Below are 20,095 nucleotides of genomic sequence, written 5' to 3'. Positions count from 1 at the left end.
GCCCGGTGCGAAGACGCGCATTATCCTGGTTTGCCTGCGGATCACTGAATGGAGTCAGGACCCAGCATGACGGCAGACACGCTCCGACCGCCGGGCACGGCCGCGCCCCGGCGAGACCGCCCAATGGACGGCCCGCCATGAAGATCCTGGTCGTCGACCACTCCCGCGTATTCCGGGCGCTGTGGAGCCGAATGGTCCTGGCCGCCGGACACAAGCCGATCATGGCCGCAAGTGGCGCGGAGGGCCTCGTCCGCATCGAGGAAGACGACCTTGAGCTGGTCTGCGCCTCCATTACCCTGCCCGACATGAGCGGAATCGAGTTCTGCCGCCAGGCACGCGCCAAATCCGCCGGCCATGATCTGCCGCTGATCCTGCTGACCACCAAGCAGGACCACGACATACGCCGCGCGGCCTTCGAGGCCGGCGCCACCGATCTCCACGACAAGACCAACATCCGTGACCTGTTCCACCAGGCCGCACGCTACGGCCGGCCGGTGGAACACGCCCATGAGGGGCATGTGCTGTATGTCGAGGACAGCCCCACCGTCGCCCGGGTGATGACTCGCATCCTCGAAGGCATGGGTCTGGAAGTAGCGCACTTTCGCAGCGCCTCCGCCGCCCTGAATGCCTTCGACGAGGCCACCTGGGATCTGGTCCTGAGCGATATCCTGGTCGAGGGCGACATCAGCGGCATGGGGTTGGTCAGCCGCCTGCGCCACCGCTTCCCCGACAAGACCAGCCTGCCGATCGTCGCGATGTCCGGCCTCGACGACCCGAACCGACGCGCCGAGCTCTTCCGCCTGGGGGTCAACGACTTCGTGACCAAGCCGGTGCTGGAAGACGAGGTCCGCGCCCGCATCGGCAACCTCCTGGCGAACAAGCGCCTGCTCGAGGAAGTGCAAGGCCAGCGCCAGAAACTCTACGACATGGCGATGATCGATCCCCTCACCGGCCTGCGCAATCGCAATGTCCTGGCCGAATGCGCCGCACGCTTCTTCACCGAAGCCAACCAGAAGGACATGGCCCTCAGCCTGATCCTGCTGGATATCGACCATTTCAAGCAGATCAACGACAGCCACGGCCATCTGGTGGGCGACGAGGTCCTGGTTGGTGTGGGCGAGTTGCTACGTACCACCGGGCGCGAGGTCGATGTCGCCCTGCGCTTCGGCGGCGAGGAATTCCTGCTGGTCCTGCCCGAGTGCGACCTGTTCGATGCCCATACCCGTGCCGAGGAGCTGCGCCAGCAACTGCGCGAACTCCAGCCCGCCGGACTGACCATTACCGCCAGCTTCGGCGTGACCAGTCGTCCCTGCGGTCGCGAGGTGGACATGAACGACCTCTTCCGGGTCGCCGACCAGGCCGTCTACCAGGCGAAGAGCGAGGGGCGTGACTGCGTCGTCTCGCGCACCCTGGATGCTGGAGCCGAATCCGACTGCAAGGACATCCACACCGCCGCCGACTCGCCCGGGCCGGTGCAACCGACCCCGGAACCGTCTGTCTGAGACGCGGACCAGGCCCGCCACTCAGCCCTGGATACGCCAGCTGCCGTCCGGCTGCCGACAGGCGGTCCCGTACACCTGCTCGGTCTGGCCTCCGATCACCGCGTCGATGGTGTACTCGCGGCACGGGCCGGCGGTGGTCTCGTAGGTCCGCGTCGGCACCACGGTGTACTGGTTGCCGCTGTCGGGGTTGACCCACCGCGAGGGCACACCCGTCCGCACACTCTCCAGGGTCTGGGCCGTCTTCAACCGGTCGACCTCGTCCATGGACTGGCCCACCGAGCCACCGATCGCCGCGCCCGCGAGGGTGCCGGCAATGATCGCCGCGGTCCGGCCACGCCCGGAGCCGACCTGCGAGCCAAGCACGCCCCCCAGCACGCCGCCGATCACCATCCCGGCCTGTTCCTGCGACCCCTGATAGGTCGCACAGCCGCCGAAACCCAGGACCGCCGCCAGGACAATCGCGAAAGAAACATTGCGCCACATGAGCATTCCTCCACCGGCGACCCGTATCCGAACCCGTGGGGGACCGGGACCCGTACCGGCTCTGGCGTCCCCCTGACCGGAGTATAGGCCACCCGGGGCCCACTCTCCGGCGCCCGGAAAACCAGGCCGGGCGGTCAGCCGGGCGGCTTTGTCGGGCCGGATGCGGCGCCCTTCGGCTCCGGCTTCGACGCATTGATCGCGCGCTGGAAGACCCAGCTCTTGATCTCGCGGATCTGCTCCACCATGGTCCGCGACAGCGGTACCGTGTTGATGACGTTGCGGATCACGTCGCGCTGGTTGAACACCCGCCCCTCCTGGTAGGCGTCGATCCGCGCCGACTTCACCGCTTGCTCGATCTCGGCCCCGCTCCAGTCCTCGGTGCTGGCCGCCATGTAGTTCAGGTTGAAGTCCTCCAGGTTGCCGCCGTGACGCTCGACGTGGATGCGCAGGATCTCCTTGCGCTCCTCCACATTCGGCAGGTCGAGGAAGAACAGCTGGTCAAAGCGCCCCTTGCGCATCAGCTCGGCCGGGAGCTGCTGGATGCGGTTCGCGGTCGCCGCCACGAACACCCGGGGCGACTTCTCCTGCAGCCAGGTGAGAAAGCTGGAGAAGATGTTGACATTGCCGGCGCTGCCCGCGGCGTGACTGTCGAAACCGAAGGCATTCTCCAGCTCGTCCACCCACAGCACCATCGGCGCGATCTCCTCGGCGATCCGGGTGGCCCGGGCAAAGGCGTATTCCGGTGTGCCGAAACTGCCGGACAGCACCAGGCTCATGTCCAGCCGCACCAGCGGCAGCTTCCAGGCGGTGGCGATCGCCTTGGCGGCCATGCTCTTGCCGCAGCCGCTCACCCCCATGAACAGCACCCCGGCCGGCAGCGGGACGTTGTCGTTCCAGGCCTTCTCGGTGAACAGGTCGGCGCGTGTGCGCACCCATTCCTTCAGATTATCAAGACCGCCGATATCCTCCAGCGAGCGCTGTGGCGGATAGAACTCGAGGCAGCTCTCCTTGCGCAGGATCTGGCCCTTCTCCTCCTGGATCTCGGCCAGCATCTCGGCCTCGGGCAGCGGCTTGCCGCGGAACAGCCGCGCACTCAGGTGCCCGACCTCGTTGAGCGACAGGCCGCGCATTCCCGCCGCCACCCGGAACAACTGCTCGCGCGGGAGCGCCTCGGCGCCGCGGGTGTGTTCGAGCTGCTCCAGCACCTCGGCCTCGGATGGCAGCTCCACCTCGACCAGGAAGACCTCCTTTTTCAGGATCTCCGGCAGCTTCAGCAACGGGCAGCTGAGGAACACCACGTTGCGTCCCTTCTTCAGGTGGTAGTACAGGTCGCGCACTCCGCGCACCAGCGCCGGGTTGTCATCGAACCACATGGGCAGATCCTTCAGCAGGACCATGCGCGGGGCATCCGTCTCGCCGGCCGCCACCCGCGCCACTGCCGCTACCGGGTCCGTCGTCGGTGCATTCGGGTCGTCGTGCTCGCCAAACCCGTGACTCGCCGACCAGACCTCCAGATGGCCGTCTTCGCCGTAGAACGAGCGTGCGACCGAACGCAGCAGCCGCTCCATGCGATCTTCGTCCCAGCCGAGAAGGTAGAACACCGGATAGTGCGACTTGAGCCCGCGCAGGATCTTGTGTGCCGTCTGATTCTCCAGCTTCTTGCTCAATGCGCGTCTCCTCCCCGGGTGCCTGAGCCGAGTGTACCGATCCGCGGCGCCGATGCGACCTGCCCACCGAACCTTGTGATTGCGCATCCGCTACTCTGACCGCATCACGCCGGACGCTCCCCGGAGGCCCCGCTCAATGACGCACCCCCGCCCCCGACCCTACAGTTGTTCCCGCGCCAACATCGGGCGCGGCCTGCTGGTGCTGCTGATCGCGCTGGGCATCGGCATCGCGCTGTGGATCGGCGATCCGGTCCGCCTGCTGGCCTGGGGCGATGCCGTCGCGGGCGGCCCCTGGGCCACGGCAGGGCTGGTGCTCCTGATGGCCCTGATGCTGACCTTTGCCCTGCCCGGCACGCTCATCCTCTGGTTGATCGCCCCGTTCCATCCGCCCCTGTTAGCAATCGGTCTGCTCCTCGCAGGTAGCGTCAGTGGTGCCTGGGGTGCGTACCGCGTGTCCGCCCGCCTGGCGCGCCATCCCGATCACGAACGCCGCGAAGACGCCTGGCTGGCCGATTTCCTGCACCGCCACAGTGGCCTCGCCACGCAGATCGCGCTGCGCGTGTTCCCCGGCTTTCCCCATTCGATGGTCAACTACGCCGGCGGCGCGCTGGGCCTTCCACTTGGCCGTTTCCTGCTGGCAGCCGTGCTCGGGCTCGCCGTCAAGTGGGGCGTGTACGCCACCGCCATCCACGGGACCACCGACGCCCTCGCGAGCGGCGAGGCCCTGCAACCGCAAACCCTCCTGCCCCTGTTTGCGCTGGCGGTGCTGTTGCTACTGGGCGCCGCGCTGCGCCACCGGATTCAGCGCCGCCACTCACGGCGCATTGAGACCGACGAATGACACAGCGGATGGCGCTGACCCGCCCGCCAAACCGAGAACGGCTTCCCGGAGTCTACCCAGCCAGCCTGTGACCACCCGTCAGGTTGGTTACACTGTTGCGCACCATTCAAGCCCGGCCACCGCGTGACCCACGATACTGCCCCGCAGCAACATTCGGACATCGGCGACGTCAACCAGCGCTTCTACGATGGCTTGTGGGCGGACACGCGTCTGGTGCACCCGGAGCGCTTCAACACCTGGAGCCTGGTATCCAGCCTGGCCGAATCGCATACCCGCCGGCTCGAAGTAGGGCCCGGCATGCGCCCGCGCCTGCCGATCGCCGGCACCCACTTTGTCGATATCAGCCCACCGGCCCTGGCGGCACTGGAAAGCGCGGGCGGCATCACCCACACCGCCCCCATCTCCGCCCTGCCCTACGCCAACCAGAGCTTCGACCTGGTGTGCGCGCTGGACATCGTCGAACACGTGGAAGACGACGAGGCGGCCCTGGCCGAGCTCTCGCGGGTGGCGGCACCCGGGGCCCGGGTACTGCTCTCCACCCCGCTACACCCGGAATACTGGACGCCGTTCGACGACATCGTCGGCCACTACCGGCGCTATGAACCGGCCAAGCTGACGCAACTGCTGGAACGCCACCACCTGCAGATCGAGCAAAGCGCAATCTTCGGCATGAAGCCCAAATCCTCGCGCCTCAATGACCTCGGCATGTGGTTCCTGCAACGTCATCGGCCGGTCGCGATGAAGGTCTACAACCGCTTCCTGATGCCCCTGGGACTGCGCCTGCAAAAGCCCCTCGAATTGACCCCCGGCATGGTCGCCACCGACGGCGTCGAAGAGGTCTTTCTGGTCTGCCGCCGCGCATCCTGAAGCAACACGCCCCCGGCTGCCCCTGACACGACCCGGGTCGGTGGCAACTCAAAGCCCCGCTCCGCACCGGGCCTGCTTGATGGAAACCCTCGTCCGGGCGTACTGTCTATGCAGGCAAGACTCCCGCGAGACCATCCAATGCTCGACCTGCTGCGTTCACGTTCCACCTACAGCGATCAGCGCTTCCAGTTTTCCCTGCTGGTGCTGGCCACCGGCTTCGTGCTGACCTTGCAAAACCCGCTGGCGCAGGAATCCGCTGCGGAACTGTTCTCCAAGGTGGAGTTACCGAATTTCGCCCAGGTCCAGGACATGCGTCCGCAGCTGCCGCCACCGTGGATGGAAGGCGATCAGCTGGTGAACGAAGACAGCGAGTCGGTACCGGTCGTCACCCTGCTGGAGCGCGAAGATGCCCGCTCCGCCGATCCGCGCGAACGCCCGACGCGCGCCGCCGGCTCTGAATAACCCCGGCGGGGGTATTCAGAGCCCCGCCGCACAGACCCGGTTGCGTCCCTCGCGCTTGGCGCGGTAAAGCTGCCGGTCCGCCTCCCCCAGAAGATCCTCCGGCGCCACGGATCGCCCCCCGTCGACCGCGGATACCCCGAGACTGACTGTCACCGCATCCGTCACATTATCCGGGTGGCCCAGCTGCAACGATTCGACCTTGCGGCGCACCCGCTCGGCGACCGCCCGCGCACCCTCCAGCGTGGTGTCCGGCAGGATGCAGGCAAACTCCTCGCCGCCATAACGCGCCACCAGATCGGTGGGCCGGTGTGCCGCGGCGCGCAATACCTCCGCGACCTGGCGCAGGCAGTCATCCCCACGCTGGTGGCCAAAGCGGTCGTTGTACGGCTTGAAGTGGTCTATATCGATCATCAACAGCGCCAGGTTCACCTCGCGCCGCGAACCGCACTCGCGCTCCAGAACGGCATCGAATTCGCGCCGGTTGGCGAGGCCGGTCAGGCCATCTACCCGCGCCTGGCGTGCCAGCTCCGCCTCCACCTCCTTGCGCGCGAAGGTGCCGGCGATGATATCGGCTACCACCTGCAGCACGGCGATCTGTTCGGGGCTCCACTCGTAGTGCCGGGCCACCGAATCAAGGCCCAAAAACCCGAAGGCCTTCTGATCACTGATCAACGGGATGAGCAACAGGGACTCGATATCCTGGCGCCGGAACTCGGCCTGCTCCACCACCGCAGTCTCGGGGAGCGCACCCACATCGGGGACGTGCACCGGGTGTCCCTGCCGAATCTGGCGGGTCACCCAACCATGCGCCTCCATGGGTATCCCTTGCATCTCGTCGAGGAAGGGGGCGACCCCGGGCGCGCACCACTCGCTCACCAGGTCCATCGTCTCATGGTCCGGGCGAAAGCAGATCACGTATGCTCGCCCCATCCGGAAGAACTCGCCCAGACGTTGCAGGGCCTGCACAACGGCCGCGTCCACCGCGTCCGCCGACAGGTCCGCAAACTGCGCGGAGATTGCCGAGACCACCTCCTGCAACCGGTATTGGTGCTGTGCCCTGAGTTCCAGTTGCTTGCGCTCGGTGATGTCCTCGCCCATCACGCTGGCCCCAAGCAGCGTGCCCTCGGTATCGAAAAACCGCTGGGCATACCAGGACAGCGTGCGCTGTTCGCCACTACGGGTGCGGATGGTGGACTCCAGGCCCGCGATCTCGCGGCCTTCGTGAATGATGGCCTGCCCCTCGGCGTAGACCGCTACGCGATAGTCCGGGTCGGGGAAAAGCCATTCCCAGATACTCGCGTGTCCCACGACTTCCTCGCGGCTATAGCCACTGATCCGTTCCGCCGCCCGATTCCACAGCGTCACCCGCCCCTCGGGATCCAGGGTATTCACCCAGACCGGGGCGTATTCAATGATCTGTGAATGGAAACACCCGGAGGGGTCTGCCGCCATGATGATCCTCGCAACGGGAAACAATCGGCGCGTGGCGCAACGCCGCCCGGCGAACACGCGCAATCCCGTTCGCCCATCTCAATGAGGTTAGCAACATTCCCCGCCCTTCGCGCCAGAAAAGACGGCCGTTTGTTAGGCTGCCGTTGCATTCCCTGACGAGACGCTGATTCGCATGACCGAATCCTTCAAGGCCCTGCTCCTGGAACCGCAGCCCGACGGCCCGGTGGCCACGATCCGGACACTCACCCTCGACGACCTGCCCGCGGGCGAAGTCCTGCTCCAGGTTCACTATTCGGGGCTCAACTACAAGGACGGCATGATCCTGCAGGGGCGGGGCAACCTGGTGCGGGATTATCCCCACGTGCCGGGCATCGACCTGGCCGGGACCGTGCTCGAATCGGCGGACCCGCGCTACCGCCCGGGCGATCCCGTCGTGCTGACCGGCTACCGTGTCGGCGAGGCCCACTGGGGCGGTTACGCCCAGCGCGCGTGCGTCCGCGGCGACTGGCTGATCGCTCAGCCGTCCGGCTACAGCGCGCGCCAGGCGATGGCCGCGGGCACCGCCGGCTTTACCGCCATGCTGGCGGTGCAGGCCCTGGAAGACCACGGATTGCAACCGAGCACCGGCGAGGTTCTGGTCACCGGTGCCTCCGGCGGCGTGGGCAGCATCGCCGTGCGGCTCCTGGCACGCCTAGGCTACACGGTCACCGCCGTGACCGGACGCCCGGAGAACGCCAACTACCTGCACCAACTGGGCGCCAGCACCATCGTGGATCGCGAGGCGCTGGCCGACGCGCCGGCCAAGCCGCTGCTGGGCGAACGCTGGGCGGGCTGTGTGGACACGGTCGGCGGCGACATGCTGGCCCATGTACTCGCCGGGATGGCGTACGGACGTTCGGTGGCCGCCTGTGGCCTGGCCGGCGGCGCGCAGCTCCAGACCACGGTCCTGCCGTTCCTGCTGCGCGGGATCAACCTGCTGGGGATCGACTCGGTCCTGTGCCCCGCCGAGCGGCGGCGGGGCACCTGGGAGCGCCTGGCCGCTCTGCTCCCCGGGGCCGATCTCGACGCCATCACCAGCGAGATCGGCCTGGAAGACCTGCCGGACTACGGCGAAGCGATCCTGAAGGGCCAGATCCGCGGCCGTACAGTAGTCCGGCTGGATTAACCCCCGTCGAACTCGAACCGACTATGCTGGGCATACCACCCTGGAGGCGCCCGTGACCGAACTCGAAACCCGTCTAAAGCACATCCGTGACCGTCTGGCCGAGCTGGAGGCCATGGCCCGCGAGGACACCACAGAGGCCGCCCACCGGGTCACGGCCGAGTTGACCCGGGAGCTCAATCAGGCAATCGAGGACGCCGCCGACAGGACCGATGGCACCCACACGCCTGCGGCCAGCGAGCCACGTGCGCCCCGCGACCCGGTCGAAAAATGCCCGCGCTGCACCCTGCGCAGCTTCACCTTCCAGGACGGTACGATCCGGGAACGTGCGAACCAGCCGGGGCATTTCGAGGCGCAATACCACTGCATGAGCTGCGGCCACGAGGCCTGGCGCGAACTGGGCAGCCGCTGATTGATTACCGTCGGCACCCTACGATGCTGACGACCGCGACGAAGCCACCTTTGCCCGGCTAAACCTGGCTCTGGGTCCAGCGCACGATATCTGCCGCCCCCATCGCGCCCGCCTGGCGCGCCACTTCGCGTCCGCCGCGGAACAGCGCCAGGGTCGGGATACTGCGGATCGCAAACCGCCGGCCCAGCTCCGGCTCCGCCTCGGTATTCACCTTCGCCAGCCGCACGGTCGGCTCGAGGTCCGCCGCGGCCTGGCGGAACTGCGGGGCCATCATCTTGCAGGGGCCGCACCACGGCGCCCAGAAGTCCACCAACAGCGGGATCTCATTACGCTCGAGGTGGCGGAGGAAGTTCGTGGCGGTCAGTTCCAGCGGATCCTGGCCGAACAACGACCGATGACACTGGCCACACTTCGGGCCGGCACCCAGCCGTGTCGCAGGGATTCGATTCACCGCGTCACAATGCGGACAGACCACGTGCAGGGCTTCACTCACGGCAGCACCTCGTTCCAGGCAGAAGAAGAAAAGGCCAGCCCCCTGATCTTACTCCGCGAGCGCGTGCCTGGATCCATCAGGCCGCGGGATGTCGGGCGAGAAAGTGTTCGGTGCGTTCCACCGCGCGGCGTTCGTTGCGGTCGTTCCAGGATTGCCCGACCAGTTTGCGCATGGTGCCCTCGATAGTCCGCGTCACCAGCAGGTTGCTCAGCATCCGCGCGACATTCGGCAGGTCACGCGGAAACGCCCGCAGTGCCATGGAAAAGCCGATGTCGTCATACAGCACGTAGTGCCAGAACCCCGGCGGGATATAGAGCACGTCCCCGTGGTGCAATTCGGCCAGGTGGCCCCGCACATGCCGCAGCGCCGGATGGCGCTGGTAGTCGGGATCCTCGAAGTCCACCGAGGCCAGCGCACTGAATGAGAAAGGCACGTGATACATGTACGGCGTGTACTCGGGAGCGACCAGCAGTACGCGTTTCGGCCCGCCAAAGTGGCACAACAGGATATCCGGGCGGTCGATATCGAAGTGCATCTGCACGCGCGCGTCCTTGCCGCCCATGAACAGCACGGGCAGCTTGCGGAACAGTCGCAAACCGATGTCGGGAAACTCGAAGTCGCGCGCCAGCGTCGGCCGGGCGGCAAACAGGTTGAAGAAGAACAGGCGCAGATCGCGCTCGCCCCCTTCCAGAAGGTCCAGATACTCCGCCAGCGGCATGTGCAGGGACGCGGCGTGCTGATGCTCGTTGTCGCGCGCGGGCCGGCTGTCGTACAGCGGCACCACGGCATCCCCGGCGACCTCGCGAAAATAGTCGGGTGTCCAGCGCTCCCGTGCCGGCCACTCTCGGGTCAGCTCCTCCAGGATCACCGGTTGCGCGACCGCCTTGTACTGCCGCAGGAACGTGTCCGGTTCGACAAGCCCGACCCGCTCTACCGGCGTAGTCTCGATCATTTCCGCTCCCGTTTCCTCGCCTGGGGGAAGCCCGTCAGCCTACCAAGCCCGCCCGCAGCGCGCGATGCTGCGCTGCGGCAACAGCCAGGCAGACAGCAGATGCGTGAGCCACCACACCCCGGAACATACCGCCATGACCACCGCCAGCCATGCAACAGGGTGCATCCACTCCTGCACCTGCCCACCCGGACCCAGCACCCAGTTCACGTTGTTGTCGGCATCCGCGAGCGCGAAGGTCAGCAACAGGATGACCCAGCCCAGCCCCACCATGTAACGCCAGGCACGGGGGTCATACCCGAGACGCCAGACCATCCAGATCAGCACGAACGGAAGCGGCAGGTGGTAAAGCGACAGCAGGCGCACGAACAGCGGGATCTCGGGGTTGAACATGTAGTGCACAACCCCCAGCGGGGCCCAGCCCCAGACCGCCATGCTCAGCAGGAAATCCAGCACCCAGCCCAGCTCCAGAAGCACGACGGCCACCAGCATCATGCTCGCGATCCGGCGACTCTCCAGCCAGGCCGCCAGCAGCCCGCCCAGTAACGCCACATTGGAAAACCAGAGGAAATTGAACCAGCCGTGCACCACGGCATACACCGGAACCAGCACCAGCACGAAGGCGAGGTAGCTCCACTTGAAGCCGCGCGGGACCCTCTCGCCACTCCCTGTTCTGACCCGCATGCGCGACCCTCTGCTTGCCCGTCCGTGCATTCGGGCTCAGGGTAGCAGCATGACACCCACACGCCCCGGAAGCGCATCGCCCCATGAGACGGCTGTCGTTCCTTTTCCTCGCCCTGTTCCTGGCCACCGCCCCGGTCGCACTGGCTGCGGACACCGCTGAACCGCCCACCCCCACCATTGGCCTGGCGCTGGGCTCGGGCGGGGCCGGAGGGCTGGCGCATATCGCCATGCTGCAGGTATTCGACGACCGGGGGGTCCTGCCCGACCGCATCACCGGCACCAGCATCGGCGCCGTGATCGGCGGCCTGTACGCCGCGGGGCTCGATGCCGACGAGATCTTCGACTTGTTCGACGACTTTTCCGGATCCGAGCTTGATGCCCTGACCGGGCTGGCGCGCTCCGAGATCAAGCTGCTGGACCTTGTCCCCCTGCGCCTGGGCCGCAATGCCCTGTTCGATTCGGGCGAGTTCCTGCGTTTCCTCGCCGAACACACCGAGGCGCGCGACTTCGACGACCTGCGCATCCCCTTCGCCGTGGTCGCCACCGACTTTCGCACCGGCGAGAGCGTGGTGATCGACCAGGGCGACCTGTTCCTGGCGATCGAGGCAAGCATGGCAGTGCCCGGCCTGTTCGAACCGGTCCGGCACGACGACGGCCAGACCCTGATCGACGGCGGGGCCTCCAGTCCGCTGCCCTATGATCTGCTGCAGGGCGAATACGACTACGTGATCGCCGTGGACGTGTCCGGCAATGGCTCGCCGAACGCCACCGAGGACATCGGCATCACCGACCTGCTGTTCAAGAGCTTCAGCATCATGCAGGGCTCCATCATCCGCCACATGACCCGCCTCGACCCGCCGGATCTCTACCTGGTACCGGATACCGGTGGCATCCGATTGCTGCACTTCAACCGGATCGACGAGATCCTGGAGAAGGCGGAGCCCGCCGCCGGGGAACTCCGCGCCCAGCTCGATACCTGGGGCATCCAGCCCCCGGCCCCCAGCCGGTAATCCGTGCCCAGAAGCCCTGTTCCATGCCCTATACTCGCGGCATCCACCGTAACGGACGCGGTGCCAAGGGAAGCCAGCAAGAACCGTGACCAGCGATAACCCCGATCCCCGGCCAGACGCAAAAAATCCGCCCCCGGGAACCGGCGACGGACGCCATGAGCTGTGGTTTACCCGACGCGATGATCAGGTATGCGGGCCCTACCCTCAGCGCTCGATCGGGCGCTTCCTGATCCTGGGCCGGCTGCGCCCGGATGACCAGGTCAGCCTCGACCGCGAGACCTGGTGGCGTATCGACCAGCGCCCTCACCTGATCCCCGAAGAGTTGCAGAACGCCCACACCCCGGAGGGCCGCGAACGCCTGGAGCAGGCCCGCCTGCGCGAGGACGAACGCCGGCGGGAACGGCGCGACGACAACCCGCCCGCCGAGATCCGCGAACGCCGCAAGGGGGACCGCCGCTGTCCCGAATCGCCCGCGACGATCTCCCATCGCCAACAATGGGCCGAGATCCTGGAACGGCCGGCGCCGCCCTGGAGTGAGTGGGTCCGCGGGCCGCGGCCCTGGATCGCGGGTGGCCTTGCAGTCACCCTGGCCATCGGCCTGCTGCTCGCCTTCGGGATTGCCTTGGAGCGCGACCCCGGACCCAACTGCGAACAAGCCGCGGGGCCCGGGGTCAACTGGAACTACTGTGACAAGGCCGGTGCCGACCTGCGCGATGCCGACCTGACGGGCGCGTCACTTCACAGCACCCGCCTGGCCGGGGCGCGCCTGCACGGTGCACGGCTGACCGACGCGGATCTACGTTTCGCGGACCTCGCCCTGGCCGGACTGGAGGGCGCGAATCTCGCTGGCGCCAACCTGACCGGCGCGGACCTGATCCAGGCTCGCCTGGTCGACGCCAACCTCGAGAATGCCAATCTCGCCCACGCCAACCTGACCGATGCCGACCTCTCCGGTGCCCGGCTGGACGCTGCTTACCTAAGCCGCAGCATCTGGACCGACGGCCGCATCTGCGCCCGTGACTCAGTCGGGAGCTGCGACTGACCCGCGGGCGCGCCCTCCACGTGCCACGCCCGGATCCGGATCGATTCCCAGCTCCTCGGCCACCTCCGCCCAGTACGGCTCGGCCTCGCAGGAACAGCAGTCGCACCAGACGGTGACACCGTCATGCATGCTGATCCGGCTGCGCACGACCTGCGCCATTCGCGTTCCGGATGTTTCGTGCGCCGTCGTCGCGCCCCCATCTCCGCCCTCTTCCCGATCCTGGTTCATGGCAACACCTCCCGACACGGACTCCTCATTCTGACCATAGACGTTGCCGAATCTCCGTGACATTACGGGTACCGGCCTGAGGTCCGCCCCGTGCTACTCTCAATCCGTTCGATCCCGGCCCCTGGTGAATATGGTCACCCGACGCGACAAGGTCCTGCTCTCGGTCTCCGCCGCGACCCTGCTCGGCATCCTGCTGCCGCTCGCCGCCCTGGCCTGGTTCCTGTGGCAGGAATCCGTGGTCGCCGAGGAGAAGCGCCTGGCCGAACTCTCCCAGCGTCTGGGCGAACAGACCGAAGCCGCGCTGGTAGACGCCCGCGAACTACTGGACAGCCTCAACCAGCTGGATCTGGAACCCTGCTCCCCGGAGCACCTGGAACGCCTTCAGGACGCGGCCATCGCACGGCCTCATGTGCGTGCCATCGGTTACTGGCGCGCGGCCGAACGCCAGTGCGGTGCGGGGTTTGTCCAGGGCGAGGCCCTCACACCACCGCGTGCCAGCCGCATCTACGACACCGGCGTGGTCGCCTGGTGGCCGAGCGCGGACACCGCCGTGGGCGGTGTGGGGCTGTTCCTGATGCGCTTCGGCCAGCATGATGTCGCGATCGACCCACGCCTGTTGATCAGTCCCGGCCTGCTGGACAAGCAGCGGGTCGGCCTGTGGGTCGAAGGCCTTCCCATGAGCCGCTATCCCGCTGACGCCGACCTGCCATCACCCGCCGCCACCCCCATTGGCCTGAGCGTCGACCGCGCCCAGGGACGCATCGTCAGCCGCTTCTCGCTGGACACGATCTTCCCTGTCGACATCATTGCCGTGCAGCCGCTGGCGGCCTTCTGGGATCGCTACCTTTCCACCCTGATCGTGGCGGGCATCTTCGGGCTGCTCTTGGTGACCCTCTGGCTACTCCTGGTCCTGCGTTACCTGCGCCGCCACCTGAGCCTGGCCAGCGAGCTGCGCGAGGCCATTGCCAACGAGTGCCTGAGTGTCGAGTACCAGCCCATCGTCGACCTCGCCGACGGCCGTTGCCGGGGTGCCGAGGCCCTGGCCCGCTGGCATCGCGAGGGCGACGAGACCATCCGCCCGGATGTCTTTGTGCCGCTCGCCGAGGACACCGGGCAGGCCACCGATCTGACCCTGGCGATCTTGCGCGCGATCCTCCGCGATTTGGGCGACAACCTGCGGGCGCATCCCGAGCAGACCATCAACCTCAACATTACCGGCCACGACCTGGCCTCCGACCGCTTCGGGGATGCGCTGCGCAAGGCCCTGCGCGAGGCAGGTGTCGCACCCTCCGCGATCAAGCTGGAGCTGACCGAACGCTCCCTGCTCAACGAAGACGCCATCCGCGCCCGCCTGCGGGAACTGCGCCGGCGCGGCCACCACATCGCCATCGACGACTTTGGCACAGGATATTCGAGCCTTTCCTACCTGGAACGTTTCGAACTCGATACACTAAAAATCGACAAGACCTTTGCCGATGCCATCGCCCACGAAGCGGTGACCAGCAATGTCATCGGCCACATCATCGAGATGGCCCGCTCGCTCAATCTGCAGATCGTCGCCGAGGGCATCGAATCGGCCCACCAGGTGGAATGGTTGCGCGCGCAGGGCGTGGAAGGCGGACAGGGCTACCACTTCAGTCGGCCCTTGTCCGCCGAGGCCTTCCTCGACTGGTGCCGCCAACACTGAGGAGACCATGTTCCAATCTTCGAACACCCGTCGCTCGGGCCGAATCCTGGCGCTCCCCCTGTTACTGTCCGCGATGGCCTCGGGCTGTGCCCTGTTGCCGGTGGAGCAGGATGCACCGGCTCCCACTGGCGACGACCGCCCCGCCTCCGAACCCGCCGCGCCGGAAACCGATACGGCGCCAGCCGAAGACACCGATAGCCAGCCCGAAACGGATACGGACACGGCCGCAGGTACGGATAGGGATACCGAGACGGAGACGGAAACCCGCTCGACGGAACCCACCGAACCGTCGCTGGGCCTGCACATCGCCCGCTCGTCCAGCGCCGAAAGCGAACGACGCGTCTTCCTGAGAGAACAGGGTCACGAAACCCTGGACCCCGGCCGCCTGGGCTACTACATGGACGTCCTGGGGGCCCGCCTGCGCCAGGAGTTGTCCGGACAGCCCAGCGCGATCGATCATCAGGATTCGGGTATCCGCGTGACCCTGCCGGAAGGTGCCGACCAGGCCCGCGCCCTGGATACCATCGGCCGGCTGCTCGACGAGTTTGGTGCCAGCCTGGTGACCGTCATCGCGCATGGACACGGCATGGACGCATCCGACACCTCGTCGGAGGGCACGGAGGACGATGCGATGGCGGCGGGCCGCCGCCTGGAGAACGCCGGGGTCGCCCCCGAACGCCTGGTCCTGCGCGTCTTCGGCACCACCACTCCGGCCGGGAACCTCGGCAGCGAGGCATTCTCCCCGCAGATCGAGCTGCTGATCCAGCCCCTCGCCGCCAGCTGATCAATCCAACCACCACGCAATACCGCCTGCGCCCCAAAGAAGGACTTGATTCGCCATGAACGCGACCGCAGCCGACGAGCCGGAGAACACAGGGACGGCACTGGGACCGGGCATCGAATCGCCCACCACGCACCCCGAGATGGAACCGGACAGCACCGTCTATCGCACGCTGCTGGAATCCACCCGCGCCATCCCGTGGAGGATCGACTGGGCGACCATGCGCTTCACCTATATCGGCCCGCAGATCGAGGCGTTGCTGGGCTGGACACCGGAGAGCTGGGTCAGCATCGACAACTGGGTGGAGCGCATGCACCCGGACGACCGCGAATCGGTCGTCAACTTCTGCGTGGCACAGTCGCAGTCCGGGGTCGACCACGAGGCCGACTATCGTGCGCTGACGCGGGACGGGCACTACATCTGGATCCGCGATGTGGTCCACGTGGTGCGCAGGGACGGCGAGGTGGAGGCCCTGGTCGGTTTCATGTTCGACATCAGCGAGCGCAAGCAACAGGAAGAAGAACTGCTGCGCCTGAAGTCCGAACTGGAGGCCCTGTCCTACCGCGACTCGCTCACCGGCATCGCCAACCGTCGGCAGTTCGACCTCGTACTCGAACGCGAGTGGGCCCACGCCCGGCGCGACAAGCGCCCGCTCTCCGCCATCATGCTCGATATCGACCACTTCAAGGAATACAACGACCGCTACGGGCACCCGGCCGGCGACGGCTGCCTGCAGCGGATCGCCACCTGTCTCGCCGGCGTCGTCGGCCGCGAACAGGACCTGCTGGCACGCCTGGGCGGGGAGGAGTTCGTACTGATCCTGCCGGACACCGATATCGACGCGGCCCACGCGCTGGCCGAGCGCTGCCTGCAGCGCATCCGCGAGGAGGCGATCCCGCACGCGAGTTCCCGCGTGGCCCCCACACTGACCGCCAGCGCCGGGGTCGGCTGCCTCACCCCCAACGAGACCCGCCACGCCACGCAGGTGGTCGAGGCCGCGGACCGCGCCCTGTACCAGGCCAAGCGCGGTGGGCGCGACCGGGTCGCCATTGCCGCGGCCGACACCGCCGAACCCAGGCCCTGAACCATCCCCATCGCCGGTGATCTGAACGGATAGCAACCGGACCGCGCCCGCGCAGGGGCCGGAACGCAGTCCATCCGCGGCCGGGCCGAGCGCCAGGGCCGTGATCCACGTCCAGTCCTCGCGCAGCGGTCGCTGGGCCACGTGGAAAACATCCCGGATTCGGACCAGACTCCGGGGAAAGCGGCACCCCGGAGAGAGGGATCGACATGACCAGCCTGCATCAACCCGCGCGGGAACCTGCGCTCTACCGTTTTCTCGGCATCGTGTTGCCGCCGGTGGCGGCGTACCGCTACGGCGCCGCCGCCCACAGCTGCGCCGCGCCGATCGCCATTGCCTGGGCGGCCGCCCTCGTGTCGATCGCCTATGCCCTGCTGACCGGCCTGGCCGGCATCTCCGGCTACGGCGGCTTCCCGCTGGCAATCGGTCTGTTCCTGTGGGTGTTTGCGACGGTATGGACCTTCCTGGTCGTGCGAAACGTGCAGGCGGATCCCTCCCTTACCGACCCCCGGACACACGAACAACGCGTCCGCCAGCGCGAGGATGCCCACGACCCGCTGGATCAACTCGATTCCCGCGAACGCCCGCGCTGACATCTCCGCCCGTACCCGCGCCCCACTGAACCGCGCCGCATTGACGCCGCTTGGCCGCCCCTGAAATCTGCCTCTTGAATACGGTTTGCGCCTTCAGAATTCCCCTGACAGACTCGGGACAACGCGTTCGGGTGGAAGGGGCCAGCAGGACGCGTCCGACAGGGGAAATGCATGAGCAATTCGTCCGGGGTGAAGGTCCAGTACGAGGACCTGGTGGAAAACCACCCCTTCATCATCATCTGTTATCGACCCGACACCACCATCTTCTATGCCAACCGGGCGGACCACGAATACTTCGCGGCGCGCCCCGGAAGCCTGCTCGGGCACCGCTGGATCCATGACCTCCCCGAAGAGCGGCAGCCCGAGAACCGCGCCGACCTGCTGCGCTATACCCCCGACGCGCCCGTGCGCACCATCGAGAACCCGGTGCGCCGCGGCGACGGGGCCGACCGCTGGATCCGCTGGACCAGCCGCGCCTTTTTCAACGAGGCCGGCGAGATCACCCATTTTCAGACCCTCGGAATCGACGTCACGGACCGCAAGCAGGGCGAACTCCTGCGCGAGAACCTGCTGGGGAGCCTGGCCGAGGGCGTCTTCGGCATCGACGCCGATGGCAACTACACCTTTCTCAACCCCGCGGCCTGCGAACTGCTCGGGTTCGCCAGCGAAGACGAGGCCCTGAGCCACAATTCGCACGAACTGTCGCACCACAGCCGGCCCGACGGCCAGGCCTTCCCCGCCACGGAATGCCCGGTCTACCGGGTCTTGCGCACCGGCGAGCCGTTGCAGGCCTGCGAGGAGTATTTCTGGAGCCGCGCGGGACACGGGTTCCCGGTACTGATCAACGCCGCCCCGCTGTTCGATGCCCGCAACCGTGTTACCGGCGCCGTGGTCTCGTTCCAGGACATCACCGAGCGTCGCGCGGCGCGCGAGGCGCTGGAACGGCGCGAGGCGGAACTGCAGGAGGCACAGCAGATCGCCCATCTGGGCAACTGGATCTCGGACTTCGACGCCGGGGGCATCCGCTGGTCCAGCGAGGTGTTCCGCATCTTCGGCCTCGAATACGACCAATGGGGTGCGACCCACGAGGCGTTCATGCAGGCCGTGCACCCGGACGACCGCGAGCGCGTGCAGCGCGCGGTCGACGACGCCCTCACCGCCGGAGGACCGGAATACGACATCGAGCACCGCATCGTCCGCCCCGATGGCTCCGTCCGCATCGTCTACCAGCGCGGGAGCGTGGACTTCGATACCCAGGGCCGGCCCCAACGCATGGCCGGCGTGGTGCACGACATCACCGAACGGCGCGAGGCGGAGCGCCACCTCCATTTCATCACCTACCACGACGCCCTCACCGGCCTGCCCAACCGCACCCGCTTTGCCGAACGCGCCGACCAGGCCGTCGCCGATGCCGAGCGCCTGGGGCGTCCACTGGTGCTGGCCCACATCGGCCTGGATCGCTTCAAGAGCGTCAACGAAGGCATGGGCCAGGCCACCGGCGACGAGGTCCTGCAACATGTGGCCCGGCGCCTGGAAAACCGTCTGCCGGTCGGTGGCGTGCTGGCACGCCTGGGCGGCGACGAGTTCGGCGCTCTGCTCCCGGTGGAGTCTCCCGGCTCGGTCGCGGGCGCCGTCACCCGCCTGCTGGAGCCGCTGCGCCAGATCATCAAGGCTGGCGAGCACGAGCTCTATGTGCCCGGTTCCGTCGGGGTCGCCGTGTATCCCCACGACACCCAGGATGCGTCCGACCTGATGCGCCGCGCCGAATCCGCGATGCACCAGGCCAAGCGCACCGAGGGCAATTCCATCCAGTTCTGTTCCGGCGAGCTCAACAACGACGTGCGGACACGCGTCTCGCTGGAGGGCCAACTGCGGCGCGCGGTCGATCACCAGGAAGGGTTCTTTCTCCACTACCAGCCGCGGGTGGCGGCCGGCGATGGCCGTATCGTCGGCGTCGAGGCCCTGCTGCGCTGGGAGGATGGCGCCGGCACGGTGCATTCGCCGGGCGCCTTCATCCCGATCCTCGAAGAGACCGGGCTGATCGTCGAACTGGGCCAGTGGATACTGACCGAGGCCTGCCGTCAGTGTCGGGACTGGCATCAGGCCGGGCTGCCACCGGTCCGCGTGTCCGTCAATCTGGCCGCCCCCCAGTTTCGGGATCGCCAGATGGCGCACAGCATCGACCGGGTATTGGAACACACCCAGCTGAATGCGGACGCCCTGGAGCTGGAGGTCACCGAGAGCATGCTGATGGCCGATACCGACCAGGTCATCCGCACCTTGGGCCAGTTTCGCGAGCGCGGGGTGCGCGTGGCCCTGGACGACTTCGGCACCGGGTATTCATCGCTGGCCTATCTGCGCCGTTTTCCGCTGGATGTGCTGAAGATCGATCGCTGCTTCACCGCGGACCTGGAGACCGAGTCGAGCGCGGGCGCCATCGTGCGCACCATCCTCAGCCTCGCGGATAACCTGGGCCTCGAATCCGTCGCCGAGGGCGTGGAGACCGAGGCGCAGCAAGCCTTCCTGCAGGAGGCCGGTTGCCAGACCCTGCAGGGCTTCCTGTTTGCCCGCCCGCAGCCAGCCGCCGACTGCCAACGGATGCTCGCCGAGCCCGCTTCGTCCGCCGCAGCGCACCCGGGCCGCAGCGCCTGAGCGGTTCCCCGCGCCATGTTCGCGCGCCCAAGCGACGACGCAGCGAG

20 protein-coding genes are annotated in these 20,095 nt (G+C 67.2%); 13 read left to right on the top strand and 7 right to left on the bottom strand.

Annotated features, from left to right (window positions below; all coding sequences use genetic code 11):
- Nucleotides 1-137 precede the first annotated feature (137 nt).
- Nucleotides 138-1,502, top strand: a complete 1,365-nt coding sequence (locus G335_RS0101690; RefSeq protein WP_018175742.1) for a diguanylate cyclase — start codon at nucleotides 138-140, stop codon at nucleotides 1,500-1,502.
- A gap of 21 nt (nucleotides 1,503-1,523) precedes the next feature.
- On the opposite strand, the gene G335_RS0101685 is transcribed toward G335_RS0101690, so the two are convergent.
- Entirely contained in the window at nucleotides 1,524-1,985 is a 462-nt protein-coding gene (locus G335_RS0101685) for an RT0821/Lpp0805 family surface protein (RefSeq protein WP_018175741.1), read from the bottom strand.
- 134 nt (nucleotides 1,986-2,119) lie between these two features.
- On the bottom strand, nucleotides 2,120-3,652 hold the full coding sequence (locus G335_RS0101680) for an AAA family ATPase (protein ID WP_018175740.1): 1,533 nt from the start codon (nucleotides 3,650-3,652) through the stop codon (nucleotides 2,120-2,122).
- Nucleotides 3,653-3,788: 136 nt separating this feature from the next.
- On the opposite strand from G335_RS0101680, the gene G335_RS0101675 reads away from it, so the two are divergent.
- From G335_RS0101675 to G335_RS0101665, 3 genes are all read left to right on the top strand, one after another.
- Nucleotides 3,789-4,493 carry a TVP38/TMEM64 family protein gene (locus tag G335_RS0101675; RefSeq protein WP_018175739.1) on the top strand — a complete coding sequence of 235 codons (705 nt, stop codon included), beginning with the start codon at nucleotides 3,789-3,791 and terminating at the stop codon, nucleotides 4,491-4,493.
- 123 nt (nucleotides 4,494-4,616) lie between these two features.
- A complete protein-coding gene (locus G335_RS0101670; protein ID WP_018175738.1) occupies nucleotides 4,617-5,360 on the top strand; it encodes a class I SAM-dependent methyltransferase in 744 nt (247 codons plus the stop codon).
- 138 nt (nucleotides 5,361-5,498) lie between these two features.
- Nucleotides 5,499-5,822, top strand: coding sequence for a hypothetical protein (locus G335_RS0101665; protein ID WP_018175737.1), 324 nt, complete (start codon nucleotides 5,499-5,501; stop codon nucleotides 5,820-5,822).
- Between the two features lie 15 nt (nucleotides 5,823-5,837).
- Here the strand turns inward: G335_RS0101665 and G335_RS0101660 are convergent, their stop codons facing one another.
- On the bottom strand, nucleotides 5,838-7,274 hold the full coding sequence (locus tag G335_RS0101660; protein WP_018175736.1) for a diguanylate cyclase: 1,437 nt from the start codon (nucleotides 7,272-7,274) through the stop codon (nucleotides 5,838-5,840).
- 172 nt (nucleotides 7,275-7,446) lie between these two features.
- Between G335_RS0101660 and G335_RS0101655 the strand changes: the two genes are divergently transcribed.
- Nucleotides 7,447-8,439 carry an MDR family oxidoreductase gene (locus tag G335_RS0101655; protein ID WP_018175735.1) on the top strand — a complete coding sequence of 331 codons (993 nt, stop codon included), beginning with the start codon at nucleotides 7,447-7,449 and terminating at the stop codon, nucleotides 8,437-8,439.
- 52 nt (nucleotides 8,440-8,491) lie between these two features.
- Complete coding sequence (locus G335_RS0101650; protein ID WP_018144230.1) at nucleotides 8,492-8,848, top strand: hypothetical protein; 357 nt, start codon at nucleotides 8,492-8,494, stop codon at nucleotides 8,846-8,848.
- 58 nt (nucleotides 8,849-8,906) lie between these two features.
- On the opposite strand, the gene trxC is transcribed toward G335_RS0101650, so the two are convergent.
- From trxC to G335_RS0101635, 3 genes are all read right to left on the bottom strand, one after another.
- Nucleotides 8,907-9,341 carry a thioredoxin TrxC gene (trxC, locus tag G335_RS0101645; protein WP_026304746.1) on the bottom strand — a complete coding sequence of 145 codons (435 nt, stop codon included), beginning with the start codon at nucleotides 9,339-9,341 and terminating at the stop codon, nucleotides 8,907-8,909.
- 76 nt (nucleotides 9,342-9,417) lie between these two features.
- Entirely contained in the window at nucleotides 9,418-10,293 is an 876-nt protein-coding gene (locus G335_RS0101640) for a cupin-like domain-containing protein (RefSeq protein ID WP_018170094.1), read from the bottom strand.
- 39 nt (nucleotides 10,294-10,332) lie between these two features.
- A complete protein-coding gene (locus tag G335_RS0101635) occupies nucleotides 10,333-10,908 on the bottom strand; it encodes a hypothetical protein (RefSeq protein ID WP_018170095.1) in 576 nt (191 codons plus the stop codon).
- A gap of 149 nt (nucleotides 10,909-11,057) precedes the next feature.
- Here G335_RS0101635 and G335_RS0101630 point away from each other — a divergent pair, with 149 nt between their 5' ends.
- Both G335_RS0101630 and G335_RS0101625 read left to right on the top strand, forming a co-directional pair.
- Nucleotides 11,058-11,984, top strand: a complete 927-nt coding sequence (locus G335_RS0101630) for a patatin-like phospholipase family protein (protein WP_018175733.1) — start codon at nucleotides 11,058-11,060, stop codon at nucleotides 11,982-11,984.
- A gap of 85 nt (nucleotides 11,985-12,069) precedes the next feature.
- Entirely contained in the window at nucleotides 12,070-13,026 is a 957-nt protein-coding gene (locus tag G335_RS0101625; protein WP_018175732.1) for a pentapeptide repeat-containing protein, read from the top strand.
- Here G335_RS0101625 and G335_RS0101620 read toward each other — a convergent pair.
- The gene (locus G335_RS0101620) at nucleotides 13,006-13,185 is read right to left on the bottom strand and encodes a hypothetical protein (RefSeq protein ID WP_018175731.1); all 180 of its coding nucleotides are present in this window, start codon (nucleotides 13,183-13,185) and stop codon (nucleotides 13,006-13,008) included. The two genes, G335_RS0101625 and G335_RS0101620, sit on opposite strands and share 21 nt — an antisense overlap.
- 199 nt (nucleotides 13,186-13,384) lie before the next feature.
- Here G335_RS0101620 and G335_RS0101615 point away from each other — a divergent pair, with 199 nt between their 5' ends.
- The 5 genes from G335_RS0101615 to G335_RS0101595 all read left to right on the top strand — a co-directional run bounded on the left by G335_RS0101615 (nucleotide 13,385) and on the right by G335_RS0101595 (nucleotide 20,048).
- Nucleotides 13,385-14,941, top strand: a complete 1,557-nt coding sequence (locus tag G335_RS0101615; protein ID WP_018175730.1) for an EAL domain-containing protein — start codon at nucleotides 13,385-13,387, stop codon at nucleotides 14,939-14,941.
- Between the two features lie 7 nt (nucleotides 14,942-14,948).
- Nucleotides 14,949-15,725 (top strand): hypothetical protein, encoded by a 777-nt coding sequence (locus tag G335_RS0101610; protein ID WP_018175729.1) that lies wholly within the window; start codon nucleotides 14,949-14,951, stop codon nucleotides 15,723-15,725.
- A 55-nt stretch (nucleotides 15,726-15,780) separates the two neighbouring features.
- Nucleotides 15,781-16,806, top strand: coding sequence for a sensor domain-containing diguanylate cyclase (locus G335_RS0101605; RefSeq protein WP_018175728.1), 1,026 nt, complete (start codon nucleotides 15,781-15,783; stop codon nucleotides 16,804-16,806).
- A 206-nt stretch (nucleotides 16,807-17,012) separates the two neighbouring features.
- A complete protein-coding gene (locus G335_RS0101600) occupies nucleotides 17,013-17,396 on the top strand; it encodes a hypothetical protein (RefSeq protein ID WP_018175727.1) in 384 nt (127 codons plus the stop codon).
- Between the two features lie 171 nt (nucleotides 17,397-17,567).
- Nucleotides 17,568-20,048: an EAL domain-containing protein gene (locus tag G335_RS0101595; protein WP_018175726.1), complete on the top strand. Its 2,481-nt coding sequence runs from the start codon at nucleotides 17,568-17,570 to the stop codon at nucleotides 20,046-20,048.
- Nucleotides 20,049-20,095 lie beyond the last annotated feature (47 nt).

The sequence above is a fragment of the Thioalkalivibrio sp. AKL8 genome (assembly GCF_000380525.1).
Lineage (GTDB): Bacteria > Pseudomonadota > Gammaproteobacteria > Ectothiorhodospirales > Ectothiorhodospiraceae > Thioalkalivibrio > Thioalkalivibrio versutus.
The sequence above is the reverse complement of the archived record's forward strand: the minus strand, read 5'-3'. Positions and strand labels throughout refer to the sequence as shown.